The sequence below is a fragment of the Amycolatopsis kentuckyensis genome (assembly GCF_041679295.1).
Classification (GTDB): Bacteria; Actinomycetota; Actinomycetes; order Mycobacteriales; family Pseudonocardiaceae; genus Amycolatopsis; species Amycolatopsis kentuckyensis_A.
Genome location: NZ_JBGDMD010000010.1, coordinates 1 through 21,768, shown reverse-complemented (window position 1 = coordinate 21,768; position 21,768 = coordinate 1). Strand labels below are relative to the sequence as shown.

Annotated in this window: 24 protein-coding genes; 11 read left to right on the top strand and 13 right to left on the bottom strand. The window is 72.0% G+C overall.

Annotation, left to right across the window (positions count from 1 at the left end):
- The gene (locus tag ACERZO_RS36430; protein ID WP_372670442.1) at positions 1 to 1,575 is read right to left on the bottom strand and encodes a DAK2 domain-containing protein; all 1,575 of its coding nucleotides are present in this window, start codon (positions 1,573 to 1,575) and stop codon (positions 1 to 3) included.
- A gap of 133 nt (positions 1,576 to 1,708) precedes the next feature.
- Here ACERZO_RS36430 and rpmB point away from each other — a divergent pair, with 133 nt between their 5' ends.
- Positions 1,709 to 1,900: a 50S ribosomal protein L28 gene (gene rpmB / locus ACERZO_RS36425; RefSeq protein WP_003091970.1), complete on the top strand. Its 192-nt coding sequence runs from the start codon at positions 1,709 to 1,711 to the stop codon at positions 1,898 to 1,900.
- 130 nt (positions 1,901 to 2,030) lie between these two features.
- On the opposite strand, the gene ACERZO_RS36420 is transcribed toward rpmB, so the two are convergent.
- From ACERZO_RS36420 to ACERZO_RS36410, 3 genes are read right to left on the bottom strand one after another with little or no spacing between them, the layout of a single operon-like run.
- Positions 2,031 to 2,801, bottom strand: coding sequence for an alpha/beta fold hydrolase (locus ACERZO_RS36420; protein ID WP_372670441.1), 771 nt, complete (start codon positions 2,799 to 2,801; stop codon positions 2,031 to 2,033).
- 59 nt (positions 2,802 to 2,860) lie between these two features.
- Positions 2,861 to 3,538 carry a uracil-DNA glycosylase gene (locus ACERZO_RS36415; protein WP_372670440.1) on the bottom strand — a complete coding sequence of 226 codons (678 nt, stop codon included), beginning with the start codon at positions 3,536 to 3,538 and terminating at the stop codon, positions 2,861 to 2,863.
- 30 nt (positions 3,539 to 3,568) lie between these two features.
- The gene (locus ACERZO_RS36410; protein ID WP_372670439.1) at positions 3,569 to 4,099 is read right to left on the bottom strand and encodes a gamma carbonic anhydrase family protein; all 531 of its coding nucleotides are present in this window, start codon (positions 4,097 to 4,099) and stop codon (positions 3,569 to 3,571) included.
- Between the two features lie 80 nt (positions 4,100 to 4,179).
- Between ACERZO_RS36410 and ACERZO_RS36405 the strand changes: the two genes are divergently transcribed.
- Positions 4,180 to 5,343: a glycoside hydrolase family 27 protein gene (locus ACERZO_RS36405; RefSeq protein WP_372670438.1), complete on the top strand. Its 1,164-nt coding sequence runs from the start codon at positions 4,180 to 4,182 to the stop codon at positions 5,341 to 5,343.
- Here ACERZO_RS36405 and ACERZO_RS36400 read toward each other — a convergent pair.
- Both ACERZO_RS36400 and ACERZO_RS36395 read right to left on the bottom strand, forming a co-directional pair.
- Complete coding sequence (locus ACERZO_RS36400) at positions 5,330 to 5,809, bottom strand: GNAT family N-acetyltransferase (RefSeq protein ID WP_372670437.1); 480 nt, start codon at positions 5,807 to 5,809, stop codon at positions 5,330 to 5,332. The two genes, ACERZO_RS36405 and ACERZO_RS36400, sit on opposite strands and share 14 nt — an antisense overlap.
- Positions 5,810 to 5,925: 116 nt before the next feature.
- Complete coding sequence (locus ACERZO_RS36395) at positions 5,926 to 6,882, bottom strand: thiamine-phosphate kinase (protein WP_372670436.1); 957 nt, start codon at positions 6,880 to 6,882, stop codon at positions 5,926 to 5,928.
- A gap of 137 nt (positions 6,883 to 7,019) precedes the next feature.
- Between ACERZO_RS36395 and ACERZO_RS36390 the strand changes: the two genes are divergently transcribed.
- Both ACERZO_RS36390 and ACERZO_RS36385 read left to right on the top strand, forming a co-directional pair.
- Positions 7,020 to 7,253 (top strand): Lrp/AsnC family transcriptional regulator, encoded by a 234-nt coding sequence (locus ACERZO_RS36390; RefSeq protein WP_103341116.1) that lies wholly within the window; start codon positions 7,020 to 7,022, stop codon positions 7,251 to 7,253.
- A 19-nt stretch (positions 7,254 to 7,272) separates the two neighbouring features.
- Positions 7,273 to 7,806 (top strand): DUF3515 domain-containing protein, encoded by a 534-nt coding sequence (locus ACERZO_RS36385; RefSeq protein WP_372670435.1) that lies wholly within the window; start codon positions 7,273 to 7,275, stop codon positions 7,804 to 7,806.
- On the opposite strand, the gene ACERZO_RS36380 is transcribed toward ACERZO_RS36385, so the two are convergent.
- Both ACERZO_RS36380 and pdxR read right to left on the bottom strand, forming a co-directional pair.
- Positions 7,803 to 8,897 carry a D-alanine--D-alanine ligase family protein gene (locus tag ACERZO_RS36380; RefSeq protein WP_372670434.1) on the bottom strand — a complete coding sequence of 365 codons (1,095 nt, stop codon included), beginning with the start codon at positions 8,895 to 8,897 and terminating at the stop codon, positions 7,803 to 7,805. The two genes, ACERZO_RS36385 and ACERZO_RS36380, sit on opposite strands and share 4 nt — an antisense overlap.
- Positions 8,898 to 9,802: 905 nt before the next feature.
- The gene (pdxR, locus tag ACERZO_RS36375) at positions 9,803 to 11,209 is read right to left on the bottom strand and encodes a MocR-like pyridoxine biosynthesis transcription factor PdxR (RefSeq protein WP_372670433.1); all 1,407 of its coding nucleotides are present in this window, start codon (positions 11,207 to 11,209) and stop codon (positions 9,803 to 9,805) included.
- 80 nt (positions 11,210 to 11,289) lie between these two features.
- Between pdxR and ACERZO_RS36370 the strand changes: the two genes are divergently transcribed.
- On the top strand, positions 11,290 to 11,940 hold the full coding sequence (locus ACERZO_RS36370; RefSeq protein ID WP_372670432.1) for a pyridoxamine 5'-phosphate oxidase family protein: 651 nt from the start codon (positions 11,290 to 11,292) through the stop codon (positions 11,938 to 11,940).
- Here ACERZO_RS36370 and ACERZO_RS36365 read toward each other — a convergent pair.
- Together ACERZO_RS36365 and ACERZO_RS36360 are read right to left on the bottom strand one after the other, a co-directional pair.
- Positions 11,918 to 13,339 carry a sensor histidine kinase gene (locus ACERZO_RS36365; protein WP_372670431.1) on the bottom strand — a complete coding sequence of 474 codons (1,422 nt, stop codon included), beginning with the start codon at positions 13,337 to 13,339 and terminating at the stop codon, positions 11,918 to 11,920. The genes ACERZO_RS36370 and ACERZO_RS36365 overlap by 23 nt on opposite strands.
- Complete coding sequence (locus ACERZO_RS36360; protein WP_372670430.1) at positions 13,336 to 14,046, bottom strand: response regulator transcription factor; 711 nt, start codon at positions 14,044 to 14,046, stop codon at positions 13,336 to 13,338. The genes ACERZO_RS36365 and ACERZO_RS36360 overlap by 4 nt, the downstream gene beginning before the upstream one ends.
- Positions 14,047 to 14,194: 148 nt before the next feature.
- Between ACERZO_RS36360 and ACERZO_RS36355 the strand changes: the two genes are divergently transcribed.
- Genes ACERZO_RS36355 through ACERZO_RS36330 form a run of 6 tightly spaced genes read left to right on the top strand, consistent with a single transcriptional unit; the run spans position 14,195 to position 19,017 of the window.
- Complete coding sequence (locus ACERZO_RS36355) at positions 14,195 to 15,541, top strand: ferredoxin reductase family protein (protein WP_372670895.1); 1,347 nt, start codon at positions 14,195 to 14,197, stop codon at positions 15,539 to 15,541.
- Positions 15,542 to 15,553: 12 nt separating this feature from the next.
- Entirely contained in the window at positions 15,554 to 16,027 is a 474-nt protein-coding gene (locus ACERZO_RS36350) for an FMN-binding protein (protein WP_372670429.1), read from the top strand.
- Entirely contained in the window at positions 16,024 to 16,764 is a 741-nt protein-coding gene (locus tag ACERZO_RS36345) for an FAD:protein FMN transferase (protein WP_372670428.1), read from the top strand. The genes ACERZO_RS36350 and ACERZO_RS36345 overlap by 4 nt, the downstream gene beginning before the upstream one ends.
- A gap of 60 nt (positions 16,765 to 16,824) precedes the next feature.
- Positions 16,825 to 17,205: a VOC family protein gene (locus tag ACERZO_RS36340; RefSeq protein ID WP_372670427.1), complete on the top strand. Its 381-nt coding sequence runs from the start codon at positions 16,825 to 16,827 to the stop codon at positions 17,203 to 17,205.
- Positions 17,202 to 18,026 (top strand): class I SAM-dependent methyltransferase, encoded by an 825-nt coding sequence (locus ACERZO_RS36335; protein WP_372670426.1) that lies wholly within the window; start codon positions 17,202 to 17,204, stop codon positions 18,024 to 18,026. The genes ACERZO_RS36340 and ACERZO_RS36335 overlap by 4 nt, the downstream gene beginning before the upstream one ends.
- A 13-nt stretch (positions 18,027 to 18,039) precedes the next feature.
- Positions 18,040 to 19,017: an asparaginase gene (locus ACERZO_RS36330; protein ID WP_372670425.1), complete on the top strand. Its 978-nt coding sequence runs from the start codon at positions 18,040 to 18,042 to the stop codon at positions 19,015 to 19,017.
- A 4-nt stretch (positions 19,018 to 19,021) separates the two neighbouring features.
- On the opposite strand, the gene ACERZO_RS36325 is transcribed toward ACERZO_RS36330, so the two are convergent.
- The 3 genes from ACERZO_RS36325 to ACERZO_RS36315 all read right to left on the bottom strand — a co-directional run bounded on the left by ACERZO_RS36325 (position 19,022) and on the right by ACERZO_RS36315 (position 21,423).
- Positions 19,022 to 19,501, bottom strand: a complete 480-nt coding sequence (locus tag ACERZO_RS36325) for a cysteine dioxygenase (protein ID WP_372670894.1) — start codon at positions 19,499 to 19,501, stop codon at positions 19,022 to 19,024.
- Between the two features lie 186 nt (positions 19,502 to 19,687).
- Positions 19,688 to 20,704, bottom strand: coding sequence for an NAD(P)H-dependent glycerol-3-phosphate dehydrogenase (locus tag ACERZO_RS36320; protein WP_372670424.1), 1,017 nt, complete (start codon positions 20,702 to 20,704; stop codon positions 19,688 to 19,690).
- Positions 20,704 to 21,423, bottom strand: a complete 720-nt coding sequence (locus tag ACERZO_RS36315) for a lysophospholipid acyltransferase family protein (RefSeq protein ID WP_372670423.1) — start codon at positions 21,421 to 21,423, stop codon at positions 20,704 to 20,706. The genes ACERZO_RS36320 and ACERZO_RS36315 overlap by 1 nt, the downstream gene beginning before the upstream one ends.
- Positions 21,424 to 21,768: the final 345 nt, after the last annotated feature.

Below are 21,768 nucleotides of genomic sequence, written 5' to 3'. Positions count from 1 at the left end.
CTATTCGACTCCCATCAGCAGCACGGCGTCCGCCTGGCCGCTGGCGTAGCTGGTCAGCTCCACCTCGGGGTGCTCCACCCGCAGCTGCTCCGCGAGCTCCTCGGCGACTCCGGGCGGGGCGTCGGCCCCGCTCAGCACCGTCACCAGCTCCCCGCCGAGCGCCAGCATCCGGTTGAGCACCTTCATCGCGGCCGCGACCAGGTTCGTCTCCGACGCCGGCGCGGGCTCGATGTGCACCACCTCGTCGTCGACCAGGCCGACGACGTCGCCGGACTGGGCCCGGCCCACCCAGGTTAGCGACTCCTCCTGCGCGATCCGCAGTTCGCCACGCCTGGTCGCGGCGGCCGCTTCGGCCATCGCGACGACGTCGTCGTTGGTGCGGCGCCCGGCGTCGTGCACGGCGAGGGCGGCCAGCACCTGCACCGGCGAGACGCACGGGATGACCACGACGTCCCGGTCGGCGGCCATCGCGTGCCCGGCCGCGGTGTCGACCGCCGCGGTGAGGGCGACGCTGCCCGGCAGCACCGTGACGTGCCGTCCGGCGGCTTCGTTGAGCAGGCTGATCACGTCTTCGACGCTCGGCGACCGCCCCTCGGGGACGGCCAGCACCGGGATGCTTTCGGCCCGCAGCAGCTCGGCCAGCGCGCCGCCGTGCACGACGGCGACGACCGTGCGGTCGATCCCGCCGCCCGGCTCGATCGGCGTCGGCGTGAGCAGGGGTTCGACGCGGATCCGGCGCGGACGGCCGAGCGCGAGGCCGGCTTCGATGGCGGCGCCGATGTCGGCGCAGTGGACGTGCACGGCGTGGCTGCCGGAGCCGTCGCCGGCGACCGTGACGCTGTCGCCGAGGCCGCTTAGCTCCTTGCGCAGCGTCGGCAGGCTCTGCTCGTCGACGCCGTCGAGGAGGTACATGACCTCCCAGGCGTAGGCCTGCTCCGCCGCGGTGGGCACTTCCAGCGCGTGTTCGCGCTCGAACGCGGTGCCGGTGAGCACGCCGACCAGGGCGTCGAGCACCGCGACGAGCCCGCGCGCGCCGGCGTCGACCACCCCGGCCTTGGCCAGGGCGGGCAGCTGCAGGGGTGTCTTCTCGAGGGCGTGCGCGGCTTCCTTCGCGGCCTCGCGGGCGACCTCGGTCAGGGACCCGGTGTCCCCGCGCACGGCCGTCGCCACGGCGTGCAGGACGGTCAGGATCGTCCCGGCGACCGGGCGGCTCACGGCACCGGTGGCGACCTGGTCGGCGTGGCCCAGCGCCGTGGCCAGCCAGGCGCCGTCCAGCTCGCCCTCGGCGCGGTCCGCGAGCCCGCGCACGACCTGGGAGAGGATGACGCCGGAGTTGCCCTTGGCCGCGGCGACCGCGCCCCGGGCGAGGATCTTCAGCGCGTCGGCGGCGTCTCGCGGGGTCGCTCCGGCCAGTTCGGCGGCCGCGCCGGTCATCGTGAAGAGCATGTTGGAGCCGGTGTCGGAATCCGCGACGGGGTAGACGTTGATCTCGTCGATGGCCGGCCGCAGGCTCGCCAGGCTGTGCACACAACCCGCAGCCCAGGCCGACACCGCCGCCGCGTCCAGCACCCGCACCCCGTAACCTCCTACCCGGTCCCGGGCAGCGTATCGACCCGGTGCTCGGGGCCTCGACCGCAGTAGTTACTATGGTCGAGTTGCCCAGTGCATCTGGGCTCATTTCTATGACCCAGATCCAAAGGAGTTCGACGTGGCTGCCGTGTGCGACGTCTGTGGCAAGGGACCCGGCTTCGGCAAGTCGGTCTCGCACTCCCACCGCCGTACCAACCGCCGGTGGAACCCGAACATCCAGACCGTCCACGCCAAGGTGGGTGTGTCCCAGCGCAAGCGCCTGAACGTGTGCACCTCGTGCATCAAGGCGGGCAAGGTCGTCCGGGGCTGATTCCGGAGAAGTTTGGGATGGCGGGTGCTCCTCGGAGCACCCGCCATTTTCATGCCCGGCACCAGACGACGTGAATGACTCATTCATGTCGCCTGGCGACATGAATGAGTCATTCACTACACGCGGCCACCTACTTCAGGAAGCCGACCAGCAGGTCCTTGAGCGTCTCCGGGAACTGCAAGACCCCGTGATCCTGCCCCGCCAAGGTCTCGTACTTCGCCCCCGGCACCGCCGCGGCCGCCGCCTGGGCGCCCGCCTGCAGCTCCTCCGGGCTCGCGCCGCCGCCGATCACCAGGGTCGGGATCGAAATCTTCGCGAGGTTCTCCGACCGGACCCGCGCACCCGGGCCGCAGATCGTCAGGTCGTACGGGAGCGTGTGCGCCAGCGCCGTGAACCAGCCCCACACCGGCGCCTGCTTCATCCCCTCGACCATCTCCGCCGGAGTGCCCGCGACCTGCAGGAACGTCGCCACCGCGGCGTCGCGGTCGCCCGCCGCGAGCTGCCCGCGCACCTCGTCCAGGACGTCGCCGCGCGGGTGCTCCGAAGTCGCGTACGGCGGTTCGTACGCCACCAGCTTGTCGATACCGACGCCCGCCGCCGCGGCTTCCAGCGCCAGGATCGCGCCCGACGAGTGCCCGAACACCGACGCCGTCCCGCCCACGTCGGCGATCAGCGCCGCGAGGTCCTCGATCTCCCGCTCGATCGCGTACTCGGCCGCGTCGCCGGAGTCCCCGCGCCCGCGCCGGTCGTAGGCGATCGTCGTGAAGTCCTCGGCCAGCACCTCGGCCAGGCCCGCGACCGTCGTCCGGTCGTTGAACGCGCCGCCGACGAGGATCACCGGCGCGCCCGATCCGCGCCGCTCGAAGAAGATGGCCGTGCCGTCGGCCGAAGTGACGTTCATGCTTCCTCCCAAGGTCCACCCCGTGGTCGGAGCCGTCCCGCCGGTCCGGACACCGATCCTCAGGGAAGTTTCCAGTCGACGGGCGCCGCGCCCTGCTGCTCCAGCAGCTGGTTGGCCCGGCTGAACGGCCGGGACCCGAAGAAGCCGTTGTGCGCCGAGAGCGGGCTCGGGTGCGCCGACTCGATGCACGGCACCTCGCCCAGCATCGGCCGCAGGTTCCGCGCGTTGCGGCCCCACAGGATCGCCACCATCGGTTCCGACCGGGCCGCGAGGGCCTTGATCGCCTGCTCGGTGACCGCTTCCCAGCCCTTGCCCTGGTGGGAGTTCGACTTCCCGGGCTGCACGGTCAGCGACCGGTTGAGCAGCAGCACGCCCTGGTCGGCCCACGGCGTCAGGTCACCGTTGGACGGCAGCGGGTGGCCGAGGTCGTCGGCGTACTCCTTGTAGATGTTGACCAGGCTCTTCGGGATCGGCCGGACGTCCGGCGCCACCGAGAAGCTCAAGCCCACCGCGTGCCCGGGCGTCGGGTACGGGTCCTGCCCGACGATCAGCACGCGCACGTCGTGGAACGGCTGCTTGAACGCGCGCAGCACGTGCTCACCCGCCGGCAGGTAGGTCCGGCCCGCGGCGATCTCCGCGCGGAGGAACTCCCCCATCGCGGCGACCTGCGGCGCCACCGGTTCGAGGGCTTGCGCCCAGCCTGCCTCGACGATGTCCTGCAGCGGTCGTGCGGTCACGGCGCGCAAGCCTACCGGGCGTGGCCGACGTCACCCGAGCGGGTCGAGCCGCCTCAGCTCGGTCCGGAACCGCTTCCCGCGTTCGACGTAGGAATCCACCACCATCGCGATGCTCTCCGGCCCGAACGACTTGTTCTCCCGCACCTTCGCAGGCACGCCGAGGGCGATCTCGCCGGTCTTGACGTGGCTGCCGTACGACAGCACCGCGCCCGCGCCGACCATGCCGCCGTCTTCGATGACGGAACCGTTCAGCACCACCGAGCCGGACGCGATCAGGCACCCGGTGCCGATCCGCGCGCCCTCGACGTGCACCGCGTGGCCGATCGCCGACGACGGCCCGAGGATCGTCGGGTGCCGCTCGGTGCAGTGCAGGACGCAGCCGTCCTGGACGTTGGAGCGCTCGCCGATCTCGATGTAGCCGTGGTCGCCGCGCAGCACGGTCTGCGGCCACACCGACGCGAACGCGCCGATCCGGACGTCGCCGATCACCGTCGCGTCCGGGTGGACGTAGGCGTCGGGGTGGATCGTCGGCTCGAGGGAACCGAGTGCGTAGATCGGCATGCCGCCTCCGGGTGACCGCGGTTTCACGTGTCCTGCGATTGGATCACGGCATCGCCGCGACACCGAAAACCAGCCCGCTCGTGCTCCTCCTCGTCGTGCTGACGTGGCTGCTCAGCCTGCCCGTCGCCACGCCCGCGCTGGCGAACGGCCTGGCCGGGACGCCTCCGATGGGCTGGAACAGCTGGAACCAGGTCCGCTGCTACGGCCTCACCGAAGACGTCGTCAAGCAGGCGGCCGACGCGCTCGCCGACACCGGCCTGCGTGACGCGGGTTACAAGTACGTCGTCGTCGACGACTGCTGGCAAGCGCCCGCACGCGCCGCCGACGGGTCGCTCCAGGCGGATCCGACGCGGTTCCCGCACGGCATCGCCGACCTCGCCGACTACGTGCACTCGCGCGGCCTGCTGTTCGGCATCTACGCGGTGCCCGGCAGCCGGACGTGCGCGATGGCCAACGACGCCTACCCCGCGTCCGGCATCGGCTCGCTCGGCCACGAACGCCAGGACGCCGAGACGTTCGGCCGCTGGGGCGTCGACTACCTCAAGTACGACTGGTGCAACGCCGACACCGTCGACGGCCTCGACCGCAAGAACGCGTTCGAGAAGATGCGCGACGAGCTCGCCGCGCTGCCCCGCCCGATCGTCTACGCGATCTCCGAATACGGCGTCTCGAGCCCGTGGACCTGGGCGCGGCCGGTGGCGAACCTGTGGCGGACCACCTACGACCTCACCGCGACCTGGGACTCGGTGCTCGCGACGATCGACCAGCAGGCCACCGTCGCGGTCCACAGCGGCGGGCCGGGCGGCTGGAACGACCCGGACATGCTGCAGGTCGGCAACGGCACGCTGACCGCGGACGAGGCCCGCGCGCACTTCAGCGTCTGGGCCGTGCTGAACGCGCCGTTGTTCGCCGGCACCGACCCGGCGAAGCTGGGCGACGCCGACCTCGAGACGCTCGGCAACCCGGAGGCGATCGCCGTGGACCAGGACTTCGCGGGCGGCCAGGGCCGCCAGCTCGACGCCGGCCCCGGCTACCAGGTGTGGGGGAAACCGCTTACCGGCGGCGGGTTCGCGGTGGTGCTGCTCAACACCGGCGGCACCACCGCGACCGTCTCCGCGTCGATCCCGGGCTCGTGGCGCGTCCGCGATCTGTGGGCCCACCAGGAAACGGGGACTGCCGTCGGCTCCGTTTCCTCGACCCTGCGGCCGCACGCGGCGGCCCTGCTGAAGCTCACGCCGAGGTGAGGTCCTTGCCGAAGCAGCGGCTTTCGGGCTCGTCCTTGTACACGCCGAAGTTCGGGATCTCGGCGTACCCCGACGACGTGTAGAGCGCGATGGCTTCCGGCTGCTTGGTGCCGGTTTCCAGGACCGCGCGCTTGCGGCCGCACAGCGCCGCCGTGCGCTCCAGCTCGGACAGGATCATCCGCGCGAACCCGCGGCCCCGGGCGGAATCGGCGACGTACATCCGCTTGAACTCGGCGTCGCCGTCCCGGAAGTCGGGCGCCGGGCCGTCGTGGGCGCGCCACGCTCCGCAGGCGACCGCTTCTTCGCCCTGGTAACCGACGAGGAAAACCCCCTGTGGGGGGTCGAAGTCCGCCGGGCTCATCGGGGTCACGTCCTCGTCGCCGTAGCGCTCGACGTAGACCTGCTGCACCGCGGCCATGAGCTTGGCCGCGTCGGGGTGGTCGTAGGGGACCGGAACGATTCTCACGCTTTCCGACCTTACTGATCCGGCCAAAAGCAGGCCGCCGCCCGAGCGGCACGTGACGCTGCCTACGAAGTCATTCGGCCGTGGCTGTGGCCGGATCAGTAAGCATCGGCACAGCATCAGCGCCAGTGCGTCCATCCGGCTTCTCGCGAAAACGGTTTCCCGTCCACGGTGATCCCGGAGTCGGCCATCGTGACGACGCCGATCGTGCGCCAACCGTCGGGGAGTTCGGTGAAGGGCGGGAAGGTGGCCGCCAGTGCGTGATCCTCCCCACCGGTGAGCACCCAGTCCAGGGGGTCGGCGCCCAACGCGGCGCCGACTTCGGTGAGCCGGGCGGGGATGTCGAGGTCGGCGGTGCGGACATCGATGCCGACACCGGAGGCCTCGCCGATGTGCCCGAGGTCGGCGAGCAGCCCGTCGGAGACGTCGATCATGGCCGTGGCCCCGGCGAGGGCGGCGCGCGGGCCGGCTTCGTAGGGCGGTTCCGGGCAGCGCTGGGCGTTGACGACGCCGACCGGGGAGCGGAACCCGCGGCCGAGCACGGCGAGGCCCGCCGCGGCCCAGCCGAGGCGCCCGTTGACGGCGAGGAGGTCGCCGGGCCGGGCACCCGAGCGCGTCACGGGTTCGCGGTCGCCGAGGTCGCCGAGCGCGGTGACGCTGATCACGAGCTGGTCGGCGCGCACCATGTCGCCGCCGGAGACGCCGACACCGGCGCGTTCGGCCTCGGCCCACATGCCGTCGGCGAGGCCGGTGACGACCTCTCGCGGGGTGTCGGGCGGGCAGGCGAGCCCGACCAGAACGGTGGTCGGGGTGGCGCCCATGGCGGCGATGTCGGCCAGGTTGACCGCGACGGCCTTGCGCCCGACGGACTCGGGCGGCGACCAGTCGAGCCGGAAGTGGACGCCCTGGACGAGCACGTCGGTGCTGGCGACCACGCGGCCGTCGGGCGCGGCGACGACGGCGGCATCGTCGCCCGGGCCGAGCAGCGTGCCCGGGGGCTGGCGCCGTCCTTCGGTGACGGCGCGGATGAGCGCGAACTCGCCGGTCTCGGCGACCGTTCCGTCGTTCGGTGACACCGGTCACCTCTGCTTTCTCTACCGGGACAAAGGTCGATCACCGATAGTCGGATGCCCTATGTTTTTCGATGAGCTGGCGATACGTTGCTGATGACGTTCCTACCTTGAGCCGATCGATCCCGACGAAAGGGCGCGCCGTGGTCCACGCATACATCCTCATCCAGACCGAGGTCGGCAAGGCGGCCGCGGTGGCTGCCGAGATCTCCAGCATCCCGGGTGTGACCAGCTCGGAGGATGTCACCGGACCGTACGACGTGATCGTCCGCGCGGACGCCGACAGCGTCGACCAGCTCGGCCAGCTCGTGGTCGCGAAGGTGCAGAACGTGGAGGGCATCACGCGGACGCTGACCTGCCCGGTCGTCCACCTCTGAGCAGTGGTGTAGTGGTCGGGTGCCTGACTCCGACACCGGTGCCCCGCCCAGGGTGGTGCTCGTCACCGCCGCCGCGCTCGCCGTGGCCTTGGCGGTCGCCGTCGCCGTCTTCGCGTTGACCCAGCGCTCGTCCTCGGACACCGCGGGTCCGCTGCCGTTGGTCCCCGTGCCGGCGCCCGCCGCGGGCACGGCGGCTTGCACGACGCTCCTGGGTGCCGTGCCCACGGAGCTGACGTCCAACGGGACTTCTCTGAAGGTGCGCGAGCTGGCCGCCCCGGCGCCGCCGGCGACGGTCGCCTGGGGCACGGAGGACCCGCTGGTGCTGCGGTGCGGCCTGAACCGACCGCCGGAGCTGACGCCGACGGCGGCGTTGCGCCTGGTGAACGGCGTCCAGTGGCTGCAGGTGCCGGGTGAGGGCGCGTCGACGTGGTACGTCGTGGACCGCGAGGTCTACGCGGCGCTGACCGTGCCGGACAACGCCGGGACGGGTCCGTTGCAGACGATCTCGGACACGGTGGCCGCGAAGCTGCCGGCCAAGCCGCTGAAGTTCTAGCGCAAGCCGGTGCCGCGCGCGATCGCCGTGTCGATGAGCGTGGTGAGCAGCGTCGCGTAGTCCACGCCGGTGACCTCCCACATCTTCGGGTAGGCGGACTTCGTCGTGAAGCCGGGCATGGTGTTGACCTCGTTGATGGTCAGTTCGCCGTCGGCGCTGACGAAGAAGTCGACGCGGGCGAGGCCCTGGCAGTCGAGCGCGTGGAAGGCCTGCACCGCCATGGCGCGGAGCTTTTCGGTGAGCGAGTCGTCGAGCTTGGCCGGGATGTCGAGCTCGGCGTCGTCGCCGAGGTACTTGGTTTCGAAGTCGTACCAAGCGTTTTCGTCTTCGGAGAGGACGCGGATCTCGGCGGGCAGCGAGGCTTCGACGTGCCCGTCCGGGAACTCGAGGACCCCGCATTCGACCTCCCGCCCGACGACGGCGGCCTCGACGAGGACCTTGGGGTCGGTTTCGCGGGCGAACTCGATGGCGGCGTCGAGGTCGTCCCAGGTCGTCACCCGGCTGATCCCGACGGACGACCCGGCCCGCGACGGCTTGACGAAGACGGGCAGGCCGAGCTTGGCCTTGTCCTCGTCGTCCAAAGTGGACTGGCTTCGCTTGAGCGCCGTGAAGGTACCGACCGGAAGCCCTTCGGCGGCAAGGAGTTTCTTGGCGGTTTCCTTGTCCATGGCGGCGGCGCTGGCGAGCACGCCGGGGCCGACGTAGGGGATGCCGGCGAGCTCGAGCAGGCCTTGGATGGTGCCGTCTTCGCCGAAGGCGCCGTGCAGCACCGGGAAGACGACGTCCACCTGCGAGAGGAGTTCGCTTTCCCGCCCGGGTTCGACGGCGACGAGCCCCCGGCTGGACGGATCCCCGGCGAGGACGAGGCCCTTGCCGTCGTCGACGGAGGGCAGTTCGCGGCCCCGGATGGCGAGCTGGGCGGAGTCGCCGGTACCGAGCACCCACCGGCCTTCCCGGGTGATCCCGACCGGCACGGCTTCGAAGCGCGCGGGGTCGAGGTTCCCCAGGACGCTGCCCGCGGAGAGGCACGAGATGGTGTGCTCGCTGCTGCGCCCGCCGAACACGACCGCCACCCGGATCTTCTCGCTCATGGTGAGCCACCGTACCCGGTGACCTCGCGGAACAGCCGAGCCCGGTGCGGCGGGCGGAGCGGGGTGGGCGGTGAACGCAACCGGTGAGGGGGTGGGACGTCCGGTAGGTCGAGGGACCGGTGGGTCCGGGTCTCGGGGTGGCTTGCCGCTGTTCCGGCTCGGGGGCTTGGTGCCTTCGGCTCGAGGGTCGGCTCCCCCGTATCCGCGGTTCCGCGCCTGGCTTCCGGCTTCCGCCCCGCCTGTTGCCGGGCTCTGTGCCTCTGGCTCCCGCGCTGCCGGCTTGCTGTTCCTGCGCCTCCCGCTCGCGGCCACTGCGCCCTTGCTCCGCCCAGCTTCCGGATGCCTGCTTTACCCCCGAGCCTCCCGCTTGCGGCTCTGGTGTCTCCGGCTTCCGCGCCAGAGTTCCGGCAGAGTCGCGGCGGGCCTGTTCGGCGGCGGCCCGCCACCGTCTTGAATGACTCATTCAGGACCTCCCAAGACCTGAATGAGTCATTCAAGACACGCGGGCTCCGCTCCAGCGCCCCAGGACGCCAACTTCGCCAGAACCTTGCCGTCCGCGCGATGAACGGATCTTCCATCACAAGCCGTCCGGTCCGGCTGCCCCGCCCGTCCGGTCCGGCTGCCCCGCCCCGCCCGGTCCGGCTGCCCCGCCCCACCAGGTCCTCTGCCCCGCCCCACCCGGTCCGGCTGCGCCCCGCCCGGTCTTCTGCCCCATCCCACCCGGGCCCGCCGCACCCCGCCCGGTCCTCTGCCCCATCCCACCCGGGCCCGCCGCGCCCCGCCCCGCCCCCGACACGCCGACACAGACCCCGCCCTCCCAGGGGGAACCTCCACCGGATTGAGCGTATCCCCGTCAACCCACACAAAGCCGCGAAAAGACACCGCCCACGCCACCTTTGTCCACATCACGATGAGGCTGTGGACAACGCCGAACCAACCTCTCCCCGCAGCAAAGAAACCAACGTGGGCAATGCAGCCACCAAAGCCTCCCGCGAACACCCCGCATACCCGATCGCCACCCCGTGCGCGGAAGGCGGACCGGCGAAATGCCGAGCCAACCCGTCCAACCGGATCCCCCGCCGCTCAGCCGAAGCGATCACCGACGCCTCCACCGCGGCCGACGAAAACGGCACCACCAAATGCGCCCCCGCGTCGTCGCCCCGGACCGGGATCTCCGCCGATGACAACGACCCCGCCAACAGCGTCCGCCTCTCCGCCATCTCCCGGCGCAACTTGCGCAGGTGCCGGCCCAGATCCCCGTTTCGCGCGAACTCGTACAACACCCGCTGCCCCGCCGGCGAAGGACGCGTCCCCGTCAAGTCCCGGTATGCCAAAACCGCCGAAGTGATCGCCTCCGGGGCCACCATCCACCCCGCTCCCAACGTCGGCGTCAAGATCTTCGACGTCGTCCCCAGGTGCACCACCACGTCCGGCGCCAGCGAAGCCAGCATCGGCAACGGCGCCACGTCGAAGCGCAACTCGCCGTCGTAGTCGTCCTCGATGACCAACATGGACGACGACCGCGCCAGCTCCACCAGCGATACCCGCCGTGCCGCCGAAAGCCGGCTGCCCATCGGGTACTGGTGCGCCGGTGAGCAGTACACCGCCCGTGTGCCCGGCGGGATCGCGGACGGCCGCAACCCCTCGTCGTCCACCGGTACGCCCACCACCCGCATGCCCGCGCGGCGGAACGCCTGCACCGCGCGCTGGTAGCCCGGCTCCTCGACCGCGACGACGTCGCCGCGCTCCAGGACCGCCGCGGCCAGCTCGACCACCGCCGCCGTCGTGCCGCCCGTTGCCAGCACCGAGCCCGCCGCCAGGCCGCGGTGGCGCAGCAGGTGCTCCGACACCGCCGCGCGGTACTCCGGCAGCCCCGCCCGGTGCGCCCGGACCAGGGGATCCGGGTCGGCCGCCGCACGCCACGCGCGGCGCCACGCCGCGCGGTCCAGCCCGGCCGCCCACGGGGTCCCCGGCCCCAGGTCGAGCAGCGACGGCGCGGAAGCCTCGGGCGCCGGGACAGCCGGCGCCGGCACCTCCGAAGCCGAAAAGGACGGCGGCATCGTCACGTACGTGCCGGACCCGTGGCGCCCGGCGATCCAGCCCTCCGCGTGCAGCTGCTCGTACGCCGCCGACGTCACGGTGCGGCTGACGCCGAGGCGGCCGGCCAGCGCCCGCGTCGACGGCAGCCGGTCGCCGCCCCGGAGGTGGCCCGAAGCGGCCGCTTCGCGCAGCGCGTCCGCGAGCTGGACGGCCAGCGGCGTCACCGCCGAACGGTCGAGGCTGACCGGGAGCGCGGTGTCGGCGTGAGTCACGGGACCTCCTCGAGTGGACTTCCCAAGTGTACGAGAAGTGGCCGTTTTCCGATGCCACTGCGCTGGGAGACGCTGGTCGCATGCTGTCCACCACGCCCCGCACCACGCTCGGCCGCAAGAAGCACCGCGCCGTGACCGACCGCTCGGCACTGCACGCCGTCCTCGACGAGGGGCTGATCTGCCACCTCGGCATCGTCCGCGACGGCGCGCCGCTCGTCCTGCCGACCGGCTACGGCCGCGACGGCGACACGCTCTACCTGCACGGCTCCACCGGCGCGTCGAGCCTCCGCACGGCGTCGCAGGACCTCGACGTCTGCGTCACCGTGACGCTCCTCGACGGCATCGTCTACTCGCGCTCGGTGAACAACCACTCGATGAACTACCGCAGCGCGGTGATCTTCGGGAAGGCGACGCCGGTGCTCGACGCCGACGCGAAGATGCACGGCCTCAAGGTGCTCACCGACCACCTCGCGCCCGGCTCGTGGGAGCACGCGCGCGAGGTCAACGCGAAGGAGTTCGCCGCGGTCAGCGTGCTCGCGCTGGACCTCGCCGAGGCGTCGGTGAAGATGCGCGCCGAGGGCCCCGACGACGAGCCGGAGGACCTCGACGCGGACAACGCCTGGGCTGGTGTCCTCCCGGTGCGGACGGTCTTCGGCGAGCCCGAGCCGTCGGACGACCTCTCCCCCGGCTGGACCACGCCGGCGCACGTCACCGAGCGAGCGGCAACCTGACCGTGAACGTCGTCCGGCCCGGCTCCGACGCCACCGTGACCGTCCCGCCGTGCGCCGTCACCAGGGACTGGACCACCGACAGCCCGAGCCCGGTGCCGCCGTTGCCGCGGGTGCGCGAGTCGTCGACGCGGAAGAACCGGTCGAAGATCCGCTCCTGGTCCGCGAGAGCGATCCCGGGCCCGGCGTCGCGGACCTCGACGACGGCGAAGGAATCCGCAGCCGCCACCGAGACGTGCACCGCGGTCCCGGGCGGGGTGTGCACGGCGGCGTTGGCCAGCAGGTTGTCGAGCACCTGCCGCAACCGCAGCGGGTCCGCGGAAACGAACGCCGGCGCGAGCGAAGAGGAAACCGGGTGGTCGGGCCGCCCGGCCGCGAACGCGTCCACCGCGTCGCCGGCCAGCTCCGCCAGGTCGACGCGCTCGGGCCGCAACGGGGTCTCGGCGGCCCGCGCGTCGAGCCGGGCCAGCAGCAGGAGGTCGTCGACCAGCACGCTCATCCGGGTCGTTTCCGAGCGGATCTTCGCCAGGTGCGCCTCCCGTTCGGCCGGCTCGTTCGCCGCCGCGTAGCGGAAGAGGTCGGCGTAGCCCCGGATCGACGTCAGCGGCGTCCGCAGCTCGTGGGACGCGTCCGCGACGAACCGGCGCAGCCGCTCGTTCGCCTCGGTCTTCGCCGCCAGTGACGTGTCGATGTGGGCCAGCATCACGTTGAACGCCGTCCGCAGCTCTTCGACTTCGGCGCCGCCGCCGGTGCCCGACGCGCGCACCGGCAGGTCGGCGTTCGCCGTCAGGTCGTGCGACGCGATGTCGTGCGCGGTGCCCGCCATGTCGGCCAGCGGGCGCAGGCCGCGGCGCAGCACCAGCCGTCCGACGACCAGCAGCACGGCCAGCGCGAACGTGAACGCGCCGACCTCGACCCAGATCAGCTGCCGGACGGTCCCGTCGAGGTCCTTCTGCGGGGCGGCCGACAGCAGCACCGAGCCGTTGTCGACCGGGCACGCGCGTACCCGGTACGGCCCGTCGTCGCGCAGGTAGATGTTCCGCGTGACGTCGCCGTCGACCGCGTCGGCGGCGATCTTCGCCAGCTGCTTGGCGTCGCCGGGCAGCTGGCCGCCGGGCTGGGGCGTCGCGACACCGTCGCGCACCTTGTACAGCGCCGAGTACCACGAGTAGACCGACTGCGGCGAGCCGTGCGTCTCGCGCAGCTGCGGCAGCTGGGTGTTCTGGCTCTTGGACAGCTGCTCGTCGAGCCGCCGGTCGAGGTAGCCGTGCATGATCCCGACCATCGTGACGCCGACCGCCGCGAACACGACCAGCGCGAGCGCGCCGAGGCCGAGCGTGATCCGGGTGCCCAGCCGGGTGCGCTGCCAGGCCCCGTACCACCGGCGGAAGAAGCGCTTCACCGGTTGGCCTGGCGCACGACGTACCCGACGCCGCGCACGGTGTGGATCAGCGGTTCGCCGTCGCCCGCGTCGACCTTGCGCCGCAGGTGCGAGATGACGAGCTCGACCACATTGGACCGGCCGCCGAAGTCGTACTCCCAGACGTGGTCGAGGATCTGCGCCTTCGTCAGCACCGACGGCGACCGGCGCATGAGGTAGCGCAGCAGCTCGTACTCGGTCGGGGTCAGCTCGGCGAGGACGTCGCCGCGCCGGACCTCGCGGGTGTCCTCGTCCAGCGTCAGGTCCCCGACGCGCAGCACCGCGCCGCGCGCCGCGGCCGGCACCCCGCCGTGGCTGCGCCGCAGCACCGCCCGCAGCCGGGCCATCAGCTCCTCGACGGAAAACGGTTTCACGAGGTAGTCGTCACCCCCGCGGGTGAGCCCGGCGACCCGGTCGGCCGTCGCGTCCTTGGCCGTGAGGAAGACCACGGGGACCGCGCTGCCGTTCTCCCGGAGGCGGTCGAGCACGGTGAAGCCGTCGAGGTCGGGCAGCATCAGGTCGAGCACGACGATGTCCGGCCCGAACTCGGCGGCCTGGCTCAACGCGGCCTTGCCGGACCCGGCCGTGACCGCCTGCCAGCCCTCGTACCGGGCGACGGTGGCGACGAGGTCGGCGATGTGCGGCTCGTCGTCGACGACGAGCAGGCGCACGGGTTCGGAGGGCTGCACCCCGCCATCTTCTCCCGGCGCCCGCGCGCGCGGCGAGGCGGTGACACGGGCCGACAGGAATCCGACAGCCGGTACCCAGATTCGCCACAGGGTCCGTCGCGAGGCTGACCTTCGTGAACCGAAACCGAAGGGGATCCGTGTGACCACCATGACGCAGACCGCCGAGGCCACGCGCCCGGCGATCCGCCCCCGGATCGCCGCGAAATCCGGCCTCTTCCTCTTCCTGGGCGCCAATGTGGCGGCCGTCACCGCGCTGTTCGCGGAGGCCGGCCTGTCGCAGAACGTGCTGATCAGCATCGGCCGGCTCGCCGGCATGTACGGCGCGCTGGCCATGGCGGTCCAGCTGCTGCTGGTCGCGCGGCTGCCCTGGCTGGACCGGCGGATCGGCATGGACCGGCTCACGACGTGGCACCGCTGGACCGGCTTCACGATCCTGTGGACCCTGCTGGCGCACCTGGTGTTCATCACGTTCGGCTACGCCGAGGTGTCGAGCAAGGGCGTCGTCGACGAACTGGTCGAGATGGCCGACACCCTGGAAGGCATCCTGCGCGCGCTGGTCGCGTTCGCCGTGATCCTGATCGTCGGCGCGGCTTCGGCGAAGTTCGCGCGCAAGCGGCTCGCCTACGAGACGTGGCACTTCATCCACCTCTACACCTACGCCGCGGTGCTGCTCGCGTTCACCCACCAGATCGCGCTGGGCCAGTCGTTCGCCGGCTCGGAAACCGCGAAGACCTACTGGTGGTCGCTCTGGCTCGGCGCCGGCGCCGCGGTGCTCGCCGGGCGCGTCCTGCTCCCGCTGTGGCGGAACCTGCGCCACCAGCTGCGCGTCACCGCGGTGGTGTCCGAGGCCCCGGACGTGGTTTCGGTGTACATGACCGGCAAGAACCTCGACAAGATGCCGGCGCGGGCGGGCCAGTTCTTCCTGTGGCGGTTCCTGACGAAGGACCGCTGGTGGCAGGCCAACCCCTTCTCGCTGTCGGCCGCGCCCGACGGCCGTACGCTGCGGCTGACCGCGAAGGCGCTCGGCGACGCCAGCGCGTCGCTGCGCAACCTGCGCGTCGGGACGCGGGTGTTCGCCGAAGGCCCGTACGGCGCCTTCACGACGATCCACCAGCAGCGGCCCAACGCGCTGCTCGTGGCGGGCGGCGTCGGCATCACGCCGATCCGCGCGCTGCTGGAGGACATCGACGGCCACGTCGTCGTCCTCTACCGGGTGCGCACGCAGGCCGACGCGGTGCTGCTGCCCGAGCTGAACGGGCTGGCCAAGGCCCGCGGCGCCGTCGTGAGTGTCCTCACCGGACCGGACCAGGCGGTCGGCCCGCGCGGCACGATGCTCGGCCCGGCGAACCTGCACATGATGGTGCCCGACGTGCACGAACGGGACGTGTTCGTCTGCGGCCCGCCGGGGATGACGTCGGCCGTGCTGCGCAGCCTGCGCGAGCTGAAGGTGCCGAAGACCCAGGTCCACGCCGAACGCTTCAGCCTCGCGGCCTAGGGGGATCCTGCTGTGAAGAAGACCATTTTCGTCGTCGCGCTGTCGGTCGCGGGGTTCATCGCGGTCTGGCGGTTCGAGCCGGGGCCGGTGCACAACACCGCTTCCGTCGCGCAAGCGCCGCCCAGCACCAGCGCACCGTCCACATCGGCCGCTCCGCCGGCTTCGACGTCGACCAGCCCCGCCGATCCGACCACTTCGTCCACTCCGGACAGTGCGAACGCGACGGTGACCACCCAGGGCACCGCGGAGTCCAGCCGCTACGGGACCGTCCAGGTCCAGGTGACGTTCACCGGGTCGCGGATGGTCGCGGTCACCCTGCTGCAGGCCCCGGACGACGGCCGCGCGCTCACCGCGTTGCCGCGTCTGCAGGAGGAAGCGATGAAGGCCCAGAACGCCGACATCGACACGATCACCGGGGCGACCGAGACGAGCGAGTCCTACAAGACGTCGCTGCAGGCGGCCATCGACGCGCGGGGCAGCAGATGACCACGCGCGTCGAGCAGGTGATGGGCCTGCCGATCTCCCTCGACCTGCGGGACGAGGGCGACTTCGCCGAGATCGTCGACGACGTGTTCGCGTGGTTCCGCGACGTCGACGCGAAGTTCAGCCCCTTCAAGGAGGACAGCGAGGTCAGCCGCTACGACCGCGGCGAGCTGACGGCCGCCGAACTGAGCGACGACCTCCTGGAAGTGCTCGAACTCTGCGCGTACTACGAGCAGCTCTCCGGCGGCGCGTTCCGCGCGCGCCTGCCCGGCCGCGGCCTCGACCCGTGCGCGGTGGTGAAGGGCTGGGCGGTGCAACGCGCGGCCGACATGCTCAAGGCCGAGGGTGCGACGACGTTCTGCCTCAACGCCGGCGGCGACGTCGTCACCGCCGGCGAGCCGCGCCCCGGACGGCCGTGGCGGGTCGGCGTCCGCCACCCCGAGCAGCCCTTGGCCGTGTGCGCGGTGCTGGAGTCGCGCAACGGCGCCATCGCGACGTCGGCGGCCTACGAGCGCGGCTCGCACATCCTCGACGGCCGGTCGGGCGCGCCGGCGACCGGGCTGCTGAGCGTCACGGTCATGGCTCGCGACCTGGTCACCGCGGACGCGCTGGCGACGGCGGCGTTCGCGATGGGCGCCGAAGGCATCACGTGGGCGGCCGACCGGCCGGACTGCGAGATCCTCATCGTCGACGACAGCCGCCGCGTGCACCGGACGGCGGGCCTGTCGCTGGCGTCGTAATCCGTTCGCGCGCGTCCGGAAGCTCGGCCAGACTCGGGTCAAGCCGACCTTAGGAGTGCCATGCCGTCGTCCGTCCTGCACGTGTCCGTCGATTGCGCCGATCCGTACAAGCTGTGCCAGTTCTGGAGCGAGGTCACCGGGAAGCCGGTCCCCGACGAGGACCAGCCCGGCGACGACGAGTGCGGCATCCAGCTCGAGGGCGGCATCGACCTGCTGTTCCTGCGCGTCCCCGAGCCGAAGACGGTCAAGAACCGGCTCCACGTGTGCCTGCAGCCGGACGTCCAGCGCGACGAAGAGGTCGAGCGCATCCTGGGCCTGGGCGCGACGCTGGTGAACGACCTCCGCAAGCCCGACGGCACCGGCTGGGCCGTGCTCGCCGACCCCGAGGGCAACGAGTTCTGCGTGCTGCGCAGCGCGGCCGAACGGGCCGCGACGTCGTGACGGACTCGTTCGCCGTCAACAAGGCCAACTGGGACGAACGCGCCGTGCTGCACGCGGCGTCGCCGGACTACGGCTTCGAGACCTACGTTTCGAATCCGGAGCACCTCAGCGGCGTCGTGCGGTTCGACCGGCCACGCCTGGGCGACCTCACCGGGCTGCGCGCGGTGCACCTCCAGTGCCACCTCGGAACGGACACGGTTTCGCTGTCCCGGCTGGGCGCCTCCGTGACGGGCTTGGACTTTTCCGGACCGGCGCTGGAACAAGCGCGGCGGTTCGCCTCCGCCGCGGGCGCCGAGATCGACTTCCACGAGGCGAACGTCCACGACGCCGTCGAGGTGCTCGGCGCCGGGCGGTTCGACCTGGTCTACACCGGGATCGGCGCGTTGTGCTGGCTGCCGTCGGCCGCGCGCTGGGCGTCGGTGGTCGCCGGCCTGCTGCGGCCCGGCGGCCGGCTGTTCGTCCGCGAGGGGCACCCGATGCTGTGGTCGCTCGACGAAACGGCGAACCCGGCGGTGCCGCGGTACCCGTACTTCGAGCACGCCGAACCGCTGGTGTTCGACGAGCCCGAGACGTACGTCAAGGTGGACCGGAAGCTGGAGAACAGCGTCAGCCACTCGTGGAACCACTCGCTCGGCGAGATCATCACGGCACTGCTGGACAACGGGCTGGCGTTGACCGGGTTCACCGAGCACGACAGCGTCCCGTGGAACGCGGTTCCCGGGCAGATGACGCACGACGAGGCCACGGACGAGTGGCGGCTGACGGACACGCCGTCGCGGCTCGCGGCGAGCTACACGCTCCAGGCGGTCAAGGGCGGCTGAATAGGGTGGGCGCATGCCCTTGATCGCCCTCGCCACCCTCGGCGGAACCATCTCCATGGCCCCGGTGCCGGGAGAAAGCGGTGCGGTGCCGCGGCTCGGCGCGGCCGACCTGCTCGGCGGTCTCGGCGACCTGCCGATGGACGTCCTGGCCGAGACGCTGGCCGGCATCGGCAGCGCGTCGCTGGACTTCGCGACGCTGTTGCGGTGCCGCGAGTGGGGGCTGCGGCAGGACGCCGACGGGTTCGTCGTCGTCCAGGGCACGGACACCCTGGAAGAGACGGCGTACTTCCTGGAGCTGACGTGGCCGTCGGACGTCCCGCTGGTGGTCACCGGGGCGATGCGCAACGCGGGGCTGCTCAGCCCGGACGGCCCGGCCAACCTGCGGAACGCGCTGACCGTGGCGGCCGACCCGCGCAGCCGCGGCCGCGGGGTGCTGGTGACGGTGAACGACGACGTCCACGCGGCGCGCTGGGTGCGGAAGGCGCACTCGAGCCACCTGGAAGCGTTTTCGTCGGCGCCGGCGGGTCCGCTCGGCATGGTCGTCGAGCACGCGGTGCACTGGTTCCACCCGTCGCCGCCGCGGCTGCCCGCGCTGACCGGGACGGATTTTTCGGGGCTGGTCCCGGTGGTCGAAACCGGTCTGGACGACTCGGGGGCGATGCTCGCGCACGCGGCCACGCAGCCGGAAGTGCGCGGGATCGTGGTCGCGGCGACCGGGGTGGGCCACGTGTCCGCCGGCACCGCCGACGTGATTTCGCGGCTGGTCTCCGAGGTGCCGGTGGTGGTGGCTTCGCGGACGGGCGCGGGCCCGACGCTGCGGTCGACGTACGGCTTCCACGGTTCGGAGTCGAGCCTGATCGCGATGGGCGCGACGATGGCCGGCTGGCTGGACGCGCGCAAGTCCCGGATCCTGCTGCACACACTGCTGGCGTCCGGCGCGGACCGGGCGGCGATCGAGCGCGAGTTCCGCGCCCGCGGCGACCTGGACTAGCCGGTCAGTCCAGGACCGGGCCGCCCAGCGGGTCCAGGTGGTACGGGCGCATCGCGCGGCCCGCGTCGCGGTAGACGTGGACCGAGATCGCCGGGTCCGGGCCGTCGTTGCGGACCTCGTGCACGTACCCCGGGCCGAACACCCGCGACTGCCCCGCCGACAGCGCGTGCAGTTCGGTGACCGCGCGGCCGCCGGGCGCGCGGCGGGCCACCGCCTCCGTCAACCGGCCGCTGACCAGCGTGAACGCGCCGCTGGCGAACGCGTGGTCGTGCAGGTCGGTGCGCTGGCCGGGCAGCCAGCTCATCAGCCAGACCTCCTGCTGCTCGTCCTTCTCGACGAGCGTCGCGAAGCGCTCTTCGGGGTCGTAGCGCAGCAGGTGCTTCCAGCGGTCGCGGTCGGCGGCGACCTCGAGCGCGACGCGCACCGGGTGGCGCAGCGCGGGGTTTTCGGGACGCAGCAGGGTGTTGTCCGGAACGGCGAACATGAGGGTCCTCACGGGAGAAAAGGGTGTCGAGCTGGGCCGGGGCGGGGTTCACCGACAACAGCGACACGCGCACATGACGGCGCGGAGACCGGTGAGGCCCCGCAGCTCAGTCATCTCGCACGCGAACATGGCGCTCAGAGTTCCGTATTCCGCCGGCCCGGTCAAGCGATCCCAGCTACCGGGAGATCAGGACCACTCGTGCTTCTGCGACCGGCCCAGCAGCTCCGCGCCCGCCTGCCGCGGGTCGACGCCCTCGTGGCAGACGCGGTGCATCGCGTCGGTGATCGGCATGTCGACCCCGACGCTGCGGGCCAGCGCCCGGATCGACGAGCACGACATGACGCCCTCGGCGACCTGCCCGCCGGCCGCCGCCTGCGCCTGTTCGAGCGTCTCGCCGCGGCCGAGGCGCTCGCCGAAGGTCCGGTTGCGCGAAAGCGGCGACGAGCAGGTCGCGACCAGGTCGCCGACGCCGGCGAGCCCGGCGAACGTCAGCGGGTCGGCGCCCAGCTTCGCGCCGAGCCGGGCCATCTCGGCCAGGCCGCGGGTGATGAGCGTCGCCATCGTGTTGGTGCCCAGGCCCAGGCCCGCGGCCATGCCGGTGCTGAGCGCGATGACGTTCTTGCACGCGCCGCCGAGCTCGCAGCCGACGACGTCGGTGTTGGTGTACGGGCGGAAGTAGGAGTTGGCGCAGGCGCGCTGGATCGCGACGGCGCGTTCGTGGTCGGCGCAGGCGAGCACCGACGCCGACGGCTGCCCGGCGGCGATCTCCTTGGCCAGGTTCGGCCCGGTGACGACGACGACGTCGCCCGCGTCGATCCCGACGATCTCGCCGATGACCTCGCTCATCCGCTTGAGCGTGCCGAGTTCGACGCCCTTGGCGAGGCTGACGAGGATCGCGTCGGGCGGCAGCAGCGAGCGCCACTCCGAGAGGTTCGCCCGCAGGCTCTGGCTGGGGACGGCCAGCACGACGGCCTGGGCTCGTGCCAGTGCCTGTTCGGGGTCACTGGTGGCGGTGATGGTCTCCGGCAGGCCGACGCCGGGCAGGTAGGCGCTGTTGACGTGCCGCTCGCGGATGTCCTCGGCGACCTGTTCGCGGCGCGCCCACATCGTGACGTCGCGCCCGGCGTCGCCGAGCACCTTCGCGAAGGCGGTGCCCCACGAGCCGGCCCCGAGCACGGTGACCCGCTGGACGTCGGCGCGCATCAGGCGGGGTCCCCCGGCTTCGCCGACGGCGGTTCTTCGTGGCGGATCTCGCCGAGCAGGCGGGTCACCTCGTCCATCATGACCTGGGTGACCTCGCGCAGCTTCGACGCGCTGCGGGTGTTGCCGCCGCGGTAGGCGGAGAGGTCGATCGGGTCGCCGACGGAGTGGGTGATCGTCTTGCGCGGGAAGGGCGTGAACTTCTTCGTGTAGCCGTTGAAGATCTGGTTGGTGCCCCAGCGCGCGATCGGGATCACGGGGACGTCGTTCTGCAGCGCGAGCCGGGCGGCGCCGGTGAAGGACTCCTTCGGCCAGCCGGCGGGGTCCTTGGTGATGGTGCCCTCGGGGTAGATGACGACGATCTTGCCTTCTTCGAGGGCCTGGTGAGCGGCCTTGAGGCTGTCCCCGGCGGCGGCGGACCCGCGCGAGACGGGGATCTGCCCGGCCCCGGAGACGATCGGCCCGAGGATCGGCGCGCGCTGCAGGCTCTCTTTGTAGAGGAACCGCGGGACGCGCTTCTGCCGGTGCACGAAGACGGCGTCGACGACGGGGTCCAGGTGCGAGATGTGGTTCATGACGAGCAGGGCGGGCCCCTGCCTGGGGATCTTCTCGGCCCCGACGTAAACCCGCCGGGCGATGCCGGTGAGCGGGTAGAACAGTACGGCGGCCAGCCCCACCCAGAAGCCGCCCTTCTCACGCCGGGCCACGATCTCCTCCTCCACGTCAGCTCCCCCAGATCCTGCCGCGCCGGGGTGAGGGCAGTCCAGGGAGGGTCTCCTTGGCCGGTGAGCGGCGGGTGATCGCCGGTGGTCAGGGCGGGTCCAGGCGGGCCGGATGCCCGGGGTTCGGCTCGCGAGACGCCGGGCTTTTCGGCAGGGCGGCCTCGCCCCAAAAGCCGACACCAAAGGCAAGAGGCCCCCGAGAACCGACACCGACGAGAACCCAGACTCCCCCGCACCCCGATCCGAAGCCACAACACGGCCGGCAGCGCCGGGTCAAGGCATCTTTCCCGCCTTGACGCGGTGTTGCCGGCCGTAGTCACCATGACAGCTTCGGGGTGCCGGAAG